Source organism: Methylorubrum aminovorans, assembly GCF_022179725.1.
GTDB lineage: Bacteria > Pseudomonadota > Alphaproteobacteria > Rhizobiales > Beijerinckiaceae > Methylobacterium > Methylobacterium aminovorans.
The window spans coordinates 21,865-30,976 of the sequence record NZ_BPRC01000039.1 but is presented as its reverse complement, the minus strand read 5'-3'; the positions used below and the strand labels follow the sequence as shown (position 1 = coordinate 30,976).

Here is a 9,112-nt window from a genome sequence, read left to right as displayed (position 1 = left end):
CGACGATAACGACGATGCCATCAACCCTCCTGTCGATCACCGACAGAGAATCAGATCGCCCCACCTCAGAAAACCCCAGGCCGACTCGGCACGGTCGGCAACAGCTCTAATGCGTACCGGTAATAACCCCTGCGACTTTGCCTTCGAGATCGCAGACGAGGCGGGACACGTGCTGTGGCACATCCCTTTCACCGAACCGCTTCAGTAGGAAACAAGAGTTGATGACTGTGACGGCAGCGGCTTGCCCGGCAACTGCGATAGCGCCACGTTGACGGAATGGACTGCACCCGCCACGCCGAGGCGCAGACAAAACGACCAGCTAGGGCGTGATGTGGCCAAGTCTTCCGCTCTCGCGAGCTGTCGTTCCAGGCCAGTGATCTGCCGTCTTGCCCCAAGTCGTCCCCAGTGAGTGCGATTCTCGAACACCACGAGGAACCCGTGCCGGGGCCGGGGCTCCACCGGATGCCGGCGGCGCTGTCTCACGCCGATCCCTGCCCGGAGCCGAGCCTGTCGTCGTCTGTGGGAAAGCTCATCGTCGGCCGCAGTCCCAAGCACGCCCGTGCTGCGCATCCCCGGCTTGGCGCCCCGCCCGACGAGGGCAACTCGTCCCGCCCAAAGGAGATCGGCATCGCCGCGCACATTTGGCGCCATCGCGCGGCCACATTGTCCGGCCGGTGCAGCGGGTGCACCGTGTCGAAGCGCGTTCCAGCCGTTCGGCCCAGTCTCCAGCCAATCAATGCGAATACTTTTTTATGAGTTCTATTTTGGATTTGCATTGCGATTTTTTGTATATACGAAGAGTAACATTCTTAGCCGAGCCTTTTGATAATGACAGGGCCCTTGATATTTCCGACGTAGAGCATCCAGAAAAGATTAAGCTGAAAACATCTCGCTCGCGCGGTGTCAGACACCGCATCAACTCCATCCGCCTGGAGGCGACCTCCTTGTCCTGGCGATCAGTGGGACAGCGCGTCAACGTCAGCATTCGTCCCCCAGGCGCAAGCGGGAAATACTTGTCGACGCGCACGACGTTGAGAACAAAGCTTCCGAGCAGGATCGGCGCCTCGCGTTCATCGAGCTGAATAGCGTTCGCAAGGTCCGGCTCCTGCTCGACGGCATTTTTCCATGAGTCCGATGAGAAAATCTCCACACCGCATCGATCCTGAACAAGGATCGGTTGGGCTCCGATCTGATCGTTGCTCAGATTTTCGTCCCCCTGGCGCAGGCCGTCGAACAGCTGACCGATATGCGCTCTCGCCAGACTGCTCAAAATCGGAAATGCCGCCTTCGCACGCCCAAGCTCGTCCTTATTAAAATCACCCTTTTGCCTTTCAAGAAACAAGCCGATCGAAGATGCACCGATCGTCGGCAAGAACAAGCCCATTTCGTCACTGATATTGGCGACAGGCTTGAAGATGTCGTTATACTGCCGGGCGTCGATCGCCGCCAGCATACCCTTGAATTTAGATAAGGTGCGGACTCCGACCTCCTTATGCAGTCGCCAGTGAGCCGCAAATGGATCAACCGCGGAGCAGGCGTTCGTGTAATGATCTCGCAACGCCTGCGGCACATCTCGCGTAAACATGACTTCGGGAGGTGCGGGATCCGAGAAGCAGATGACCCAGCATGCATCATGGTCGATCAAGCACCCGAATACATCGATCAGCTCTTCGTAAAAATGCGCGCTTCCAAGCGAAACGACTATTTCGCCGATACGCTGAAACCAGTCTCTACTTCCGTACGCGATGAGTCTAGACTTGCGCGACCGCCTCATAGCAATTCCTTGAAGACAACAAACTTTGAAACCAGCTCACTTTCCGAAGAAACCCCCAGCTTTCGATATATGCGAAACTTAATATTTCGGATTGATCCGCCGCCCACTCCGAGCTTGGCCGAAATATCATCGTTCTTCACGCCGTTCAGCATGAGGCGGAACACGTCACGCTCGCGCCTCGTAAATAACGAGAGGACATCCGGAGCACCGTCTGCATTCCGGGGCGGAAGTGGAATGCTTAGTCTCTCCAAGACGAGCTTCGATCCGTTCGGAGCGATCGGGAAATCCGAGGTCAGGCGCTCGGCTCGCAAGATCCAATCGTCCATGATCGACTCGGTGCCATCTTCCCGGACCAGCCCGGTGGCAAGCCGCTTCAACATCGGGAAGCGCCGAACAGCCTTGTTCCAACTGTCGTCGGAATAGACCTGGTGCCCCGCATGATCGAAAATCGCCGTCGGGCGAGGAACGATCGGTGCGCCCTTGTTTATCTCCACCTTCTTCACGTCGTTGAACACTCGCTCGAGATGCGATCTGCAGCATCCTTCGATCGTCGGGTAAAGCGTGTTCAGGATGAAAACATCGTCATCGGTAAAGATGCCACGCTTGCGCTCGAGGAAGATCGCGAAACAGTTTTCGTTCGTGAGGGGTATAGTGATACCTAGCTCATCATCCATCTCGGCCGCGCGTAGGAACAGGTCGCTGTACGACGCACAGGAAGGATCGTTCGTCCGAAGCCATTCCAAGGTGAAGACACCGGCCTCCCTCAAGCTTCGCCATCGGGCGGAAAATGGGTCGATCGACGCGCAATGCCTTGAATAGACGCGTTCGGTGTGGGCCGAGACGCCGCGCGTGAACACCACGTCGGGTACAGCCTCTCCGGAGTACCTGATGATCCAAAAGGCATCGGTTTCGACGGTTGCCTCCAGAAGATCGACCATCTCCTCGTGAAAGAACGGAGTGCCGATCGACTGAAAAAGCTTCCCTATTTGAGCATTCCATGATGGCAGCGTGAAAATCGAAGCGATCTTCGAAGGATGGGATCGCCTCATCAACGTGCACTCCCAAGGCCTGTGATAGGCGGTCGTCTCAAGCTCCATCCGTCTCCGACCAGGCGGGCAGGACACGTGATATAGGTGCCAAATTGCACCATTGCACTCCTGTGCCGCCTCGGCAATCGTCCCCTTGAAAGAAAGTTCCGGATCGATCCTTGCGGAAGGTTCGATGCACCGATCCGGCGGAGGGACGAAGTCGGGAGAGCGGAGAGTGAGTATTCGACGTGTTTTCATCAAATTCCCCGATGGTGTGTCCGGTAGAACCAACACCATCCGATGATCACATCGCCGACCGCATGATTTCGTGCCGCGAGGAGCCGGCAAACGGCGCCTGTTGAATAGAACGGGCCGACGGCCGCCTCTGTCCACGAGAAGGATCGCGATCGTCGTGATCCTTCACCGCCTTGAAGACCGCAACGGCTCACCTCGCCGCAGGTGCCTTCCGGCCTTCGATCTTATCTCGACGTCAGAATAACTTGGCGCGAGTCGCTGGGAGGATCAGTCATGACCATCGCGACGGCGGAGCTGTCGCCCGTTCCTGCGGAGGAAGGGCAACTTCAACGTAGCATCTCGTGGACGGGTGCGTTCTGGGTCGCGAGCGGCGTGCCGCCGCTCGTCCTGTTCTCGATTGGCGGCATTGCCGGTGCGACCGGCACGCCCGCCTTCGCGATCTGGACCGCTTCGATGCTGATGGGGTTCCTCCAATCCTTCGTCTATGCGGAGATGGCCGGACTTTTTCCCAACAAGTCGGGCGGCTCGTCGGTCTACGGCGCCGCCGCCTGGATGCGTTACGCCAAGCCGGTCTCGCCCTTGCTAGTGTGGTGCAACTGGATCGCCTGGACGCCCGTCCTTGCGCTGGGCTGCACAATCGCCGCCGCCTACATCCTCAATGCCCTGGTGCCCGATCCAAACGCCGCGATCCGCACCTGGACGCTGGCCGCGGGATCGTTGGGGCCCGTCTCTTTCTCCCTGAACACGCCGTTCTTCATCGGTGTCGGGCTCATGCTGGCGGCCTTCGCCGTGCAGGTTCGCGGCATCAGCGGCACCGCTCAGGTCCAGCGCGCCATCGGCCTCGCCGTCATCATCCCGTTGCTCGTCATCGGCGTCGCGCCGTTGCTGCAGCACGGCGTGAACTGGGCCAACTTCACGCCCTTCGTGCCGCTCGCCGAGGCCAACAAGCCCGCGCCGGGCGCCTGGAACGGCACCGGTTGGACGCTCGTGCTCGGCGGGATGTTCCTCGCGGCATGGTCCACCTACGCCTTCGAAACCTCCATCTGTTACACGAGCGAGTTCAAGAACCCGAAGACCGACACGTTCAAGGCGATCTTTTATTCGGGCCTGCTCTGCCTGACGATCTTCCTGTTGGTTCCGTTCACCTTCCAGAGCGAGCTCGGCCTCGCCGGCATGCTGGAACCGTCGATCGCGGATGGGTCGGGCGTGGCGGCCGCCCTGGCGCGCATGGTCGGCGGCGGACCGGTCGTCGCGAGCGCGCTCGTCATGCTCATGATCTTCGCGCTTCTGCTCTGTCTGATGACGGCCATGGCCGGGGCCTCGCGCACGCTCTACCAGGGCTCGCTCGACGGCTGGCTGCCGAAGTATCTCGGCCGGGCGAACCGCCACGGCGCACCGATCGCGGCGATGTGGACCGGTCTCGTGGTCAATCTCGGACTCTTGGCGATCGCCTGCGCCGACTCGGCCTCGTTCTTCTTCATCCTCGCGGTTTCGAACGCCGGCTACATCATCTTCAACTTCCTCAACCTCAACTCGGGCTGGATCCACCGCATCGACAACGGCCATATCGAGCGGCCCTATCGGGCCCCCGCGGCCATCATCGCGGTCGGCGCCGTGTTCGGCTTCGTCAACGCGGTGTTCCTCGGGGCGGGCGCGAAGGTGTGGCACCCGTGGGCGCTGTGGGCCGGCATCGTCACGGCCGGGGCGATCATCCCGGTCTTTCTGTTCCGCCACTACGTCCAAGACCGCGGCCAGTTTCCGCCGCAGATGCTGCGCGACCTCGGCGTCACGCGCACCGAGGCGCTGGTGAGCGGACGGAAGGCCGGCCTGCTTCCCTACCTCACGCTCGCGGCCGGCGTCGCCACCGTGCTCACCGCCAACTTCCTCTTCCAGCTCTGACGAGACCGATCCGGGCGCCGCAAAGCGTCGCCCGGGTCCGCCGAAGGATTGGAGACCCCATGATCGAGATCAGCCAGTTCGACAGCCGGCCGAGCTACGGCCGCCTCGCTCTCGACCCGAGAGCCAGGACCCACCTGATCGCCGCGGAGGACGAGGGCGCGGCCGCCGTTCTCGACGTCTTCGCCGACGCGACCGACGCTCGTCCGCGAACCATCCTGCTCTACGCGAGGGCCGACGAAGCCGGAGCGGAACCGGCGGAACGGCTCTCCCGTCTGGATTGGGCCGCGTTTCACCCGGCCGCCGGGCGGAACGAGCTGCTCGCCGGCTTAGACGGCGTGCTCGCGACCGCGACCATGGGCACGCGCCTTTACGTCGCCGGCTCCGAGAGCTTCATCGGCGAGGTGATCGCGCGGGCGGCGGGCTTCGGCGTGGTCCCGGAATCGGTCATCGCCGAGAAGCGCGGCTCCCCCGCCCGCCGCGTCCAGTGCGTGCATTGCAAGCATATCGCCGAGGCGGTGACCGTCTCGCCCTATACGTGCCCGGGCTGCGAACAGAGCCTTCTGGTTCGAGACCATTTCTCCCGCCGGCTCTCGGCTTTCCAGGGCGTGCGCATCGATGCCGAGGTGCCCGGCGACGTCCCCCCCGCACAGGAGCTGTCGCGATGAGCGGTGTCGAAATCCCGGTCCGCGTCACCGAGATCGAACAGGCGACGCCCACGATCCGGCGTTTCCGACTGGCCCGCACGGATGGCGGGACGCTGCCGCCCTTCGCCGCCGGGTGTCACGTCGTCGTGCTGATGCCGGCGGACGGCCGGACCATCCGCAACGCCTACTCGCTGATCGATCGGGCCGAGGACGGATCGAGCTACCGAATCGGCGTGCTGCGCACGGAGGACTCCCGTGGCGGATCGCGCTTCATGCACGAGAACGTCATAGTCGGCAGCGAACTCAGGATCACGATGCCCGTGAACCTGTTCCCGCTGTTCCTGCCAGGGCGCCGACATCTGCTGGTGGCGGGCGGCATCGGCATCACCCCGATCTACGCCATGGCGGAGGAGCTGCGGCGCACGGGCGCCGATTACCAGATCCACTACGCCGTGCGCGGCGAGGCGCACGGCGCCTTCATCGCCGAACTGCGCGCGCGCCACGGCGACCGGCTCCGGCTCTACCGCAACGACTGCCAGGAAATCCTGGCCATGAGCGACATCCTGCCCGATCAGCCCATCGGCACGCATCTCTACGTCTGCGGTCCCGCCGGGATGATCGAGGCGGTCCTCGAAGAGGGGCGCGCGGCCGGCTGGCCGGAGGAGAACCTGCATTCCGAGCGCTTCCAGGCACCGCCGGCCGGCGATCCCTTCTCCGTCCGGCTCGCCCGCGCCGGGATCACCTGCGAGGTGCGCGGCGACCAGAGCCTGCTGGAGGCGCTCGAGGCGGCCGGCGTGGACGCGCCCTTCCTCTGCCGTGGCGGTGCCTGCGGCCAGTGTGAAGTCGGCGTGTGCGAGGCCGACGGCGAGCTGATCCACAACGACCACTATCTGACGCCGGCGGAGCGCGCCTCCGGTCGGAAGATCATGCTCTGCGTCTCCCGCCTCGCCGGACGGGAACTGGTCCTGGACCTGTGAAGGCCCGAAGTCGACTGCGGCGCGACGCGCCTCGAACCTACAACTCGCTTCACATGAGCAGAAAGGGGAAACGCCGATGACCCTTCACTTCAAGACGGAATCCTTCCGCGACGATTTCACCTTCTCGAACTCGCCCGAAGCGATTCGCCGCTTCCCGTTCCCGTTCGAGAAAGACGAGTACATGTACTCGGTCAACATCGAGCAGCACATGCCGGGACCGGCGAAGTCGCCGTTCGAGTTCCCGATCGACATCGACGAGCACTACGTCGCCGAGATGCACGACCGTGCCCTCGTCTTGGAAGAGGACCCGGGACGCTGCCAATCGCTGCCCCACATGATCACCGCCGAGTGGGACCTCGTCGAGCTCCTCATGGAATCGATGGCCAAGCACTATCCCGAACATTTCCAGCTGACCCGCGCCGGCGACGCCTGGCACTGGGTGAACCGGCCGCTCGGGATCGATCAGCGTTTCACCTTCGGCGACGCCGCGACGCTTCCCCGGCCGCCGATGGAATACATCACCCGACAGTGCCAGGGCGATTTCGCGCTGCTCGACCAGCGACTCGGCAATCTCTGGATGGATTCCGGGATGATCACCGGTCAGGCGGACTGGTCGCTCGACTTCGACATCGGCATGAACTTCATGGAATGGCACGCGCCGGTTCCGCTCGCGAAGGACATGGGCATCTTCGAGCGGGCGCTGAAGTTCCTGCTCAACCTGCAGCAGGCCCGACCGGTCCGTCGCCTCAACTGGACGATGACCATCAACCCCCGACTGGATACCTCACCCGAGAACTACGACAAGTGGGGCCGGGACCGGACGACGGTGACGCCGGAGAACGTGGGCGACAAGGTCCATCTGCGGGTCGAGCTCCAGGCGATGTGGCGCCTACCGCGGTCCAACGCGATCGTGTTCTCGATCCGGGCCTACATGATCAGCATGAACGAACTCGTCACCGTGCCGAAATGGGCGCGACGCTTCCATCGCGTGCTGCGCGACGTGCGGGGCGAACTCGCCGAGTACAAGGGTTTGTCGCGCTACCGCGACACGACGGTGGCTTGGCTGTCGCGATACGACGACGGCGCGCCGACTTCTCCCGGCTTCGCGCCCGACTGACGCAAGCGGCGGCGCACGTCCGCCGCCGCTCCGCACCGCATCGATGTCTTCGAGACCGCGTCATCCGACGCCGTCGAATACCTGAAGGTAGGACGCCTCATGATCACCGACACGTTCCCGCGCAAGAACGCCCTGGCGAAGCGGCATCACGAACTCGGATCGAAGCTCGACACCGAGTGGAACGGGCGGCTGATCCCGCAGAACTACGACACTGACCCCTACGAGGAGGTCGCGATCGTCCGCTCGAAGGCCGGGCTGTTCGACGTGTCCGCCCTCCGGATCATCAACGTCTCCGGCCCCGATGCGGCCGACGTGTTGAATCGGATGCTGACCTCGGACGTGGGCAAGCTGAAGCCTGGGCAGTCGGCGATCTCGAACATCGTGGACGAGAATGGCGCGCTGATCGACGACGTGCTTGTCTATCGCGACGGCCCGACCGCGTTCCGCGTCAGCCACGGCGGAGGCCGGCTCGACACCGTCATCGCCGGCTTCTTCGAGGGCTCGCAATCGACCTGGGCGCCGGACGACGACGTCCACATCCTCTCGCTGCAGGGGCCCGCCGCGCTCGACATCCTCAGGCCCCATACGGACCTCGATCTGACCGGCATCAAGTATTTCGAGCACGCGCCGACGACCCTGTTCGGCAGAAGCGTGTCGATCGGCCGTGGCGGCTACTCGGCCGAGCGCGGTTACGAGGTGTTCTGCGCGGCAGCCGATGCGGAGTTCTTCTGGGACAAGATCATGGAGGCCGGCAAACCCTACGGGATCTGCGCCGCGTCGTGGGATTGCCTGGACATCGTCCGCGTCGAGGGAGCCCTGCTGTTCTTCCCGTTCGACATGCCGCAGGGCGACGAGACGCCCTGGGAGGTCGGCGCGGACTGGACGGTCGACCTGTCGAAGCCGGCCTTCCATGGCAAGGCGGCCCTGGAGCGGCGCAGGCGCGAGGTGCGCTACGCCAATGTCGGCCTGGAGATCGACGCGAACGAGGCGATCGAGCCCGGCGCGAGGCTGGAACGGGACGGAAAGGTGGTCGGCCGGATCAACTCCACGACCTACAGCCGGCACCTGATGAAATCGATAGCGCTTGCCCAGGTCACCCCGGATCTCACCGCCCTCGGCACGGCGTTCGCGGTGCGATCGGACATGGGGGAGTTTACCGGGCACGTGGTCCGCACCCCGTTCTACGATCCGAACCGGCTGCGCACCCATCCGCTGGATGAGCGGGCCTGACCGGCGTCTTCGAAGCCATGTGAGAGGATGGCGGGCGCGTCCGCTTCATCGATGCGCCGCGCCGGGTGCAGGGGGCTACGACCTTGCACCGTGAAGCCTGCAGCGGCTCGTATCAACTTGACAAGTCCAAAATCATTGCGGGATCCAACTGCGAAATTTTGATTCGCGCTCGTCTCAATGCATAAATT

8 protein-coding genes are annotated in these 9,112 nt (G+C 63.3%); 6 read left to right on the top strand and 2 right to left on the bottom strand.

Annotated elements, in window-relative coordinates; all coding sequences use genetic code 11:
* Nucleotides 1–208, top strand: a 208-nt coding sequence (locus MFF24_RS26085) for a hypothetical protein (protein WP_238228879.1), incomplete at its 5' end; no start/stop codon positions are given.
* A 525-nt stretch (nt 209–733) separates the two neighbouring features.
* Here MFF24_RS26085 and MFF24_RS26080 read toward each other — a convergent pair.
* Together MFF24_RS26080 and MFF24_RS26075 are read right to left on the bottom strand one after the other, a co-directional pair.
* A complete protein-coding gene (locus MFF24_RS26080) occupies nt 734–1,774 on the bottom strand; it encodes a helix-turn-helix transcriptional regulator (RefSeq protein WP_238228878.1) in 1,041 nt (346 codons plus the stop codon).
* Complete coding sequence (locus MFF24_RS26075; protein WP_238228877.1) at nt 1,771–2,871, bottom strand: helix-turn-helix transcriptional regulator; 1,101 nt, start codon at nt 2,869–2,871, stop codon at nt 1,771–1,773. The genes MFF24_RS26080 and MFF24_RS26075 overlap by 4 nt, the downstream gene beginning before the upstream one ends.
* A 459-nt stretch (nt 2,872–3,330) precedes the next feature.
* Between MFF24_RS26075 and MFF24_RS26070 the strand changes: the two genes are divergently transcribed.
* The 5 genes from MFF24_RS26070 (at nt 3,331) to MFF24_RS26050 (ending at nt 8,924) form a co-directional block, all read left to right on the top strand.
* Entirely contained in the window at nt 3,331–4,956 is a 1,626-nt protein-coding gene (locus tag MFF24_RS26070; RefSeq protein WP_238228876.1) for a trimethylamine N-oxide permease, read from the top strand.
* 59 nt (nt 4,957–5,015) lie between these two features.
* Entirely contained in the window at nt 5,016–5,621 is a 606-nt protein-coding gene (locus MFF24_RS26065) for a dimethylamine monooxygenase subunit DmmA family protein (protein WP_238228875.1), read from the top strand.
* The gene (locus MFF24_RS26060; protein ID WP_238228874.1) at nt 5,618–6,577 is read left to right on the top strand and encodes a PDR/VanB family oxidoreductase; all 960 of its coding nucleotides are present in this window, start codon (nt 5,618–5,620) and stop codon (nt 6,575–6,577) included. Before MFF24_RS26065 ends, MFF24_RS26060 begins: the two co-directional genes overlap by 4 nt.
* Before the next feature lie 76 nt (nt 6,578–6,653).
* Nucleotides 6,654–7,694: a heme-dependent oxidative N-demethylase family protein gene (locus MFF24_RS26055; RefSeq protein WP_238228873.1), complete on the top strand. Its 1,041-nt coding sequence runs from the start codon at nt 6,654–6,656 to the stop codon at nt 7,692–7,694.
* A 99-nt stretch (nt 7,695–7,793) separates the two neighbouring features.
* Complete coding sequence (locus tag MFF24_RS26050) at nt 7,794–8,924, top strand: aminomethyl transferase family protein (RefSeq protein WP_238228872.1); 1,131 nt, start codon at nt 7,794–7,796, stop codon at nt 8,922–8,924.
* The last annotated feature ends 188 nt before the right edge of the window (nt 8,925–9,112 follow it).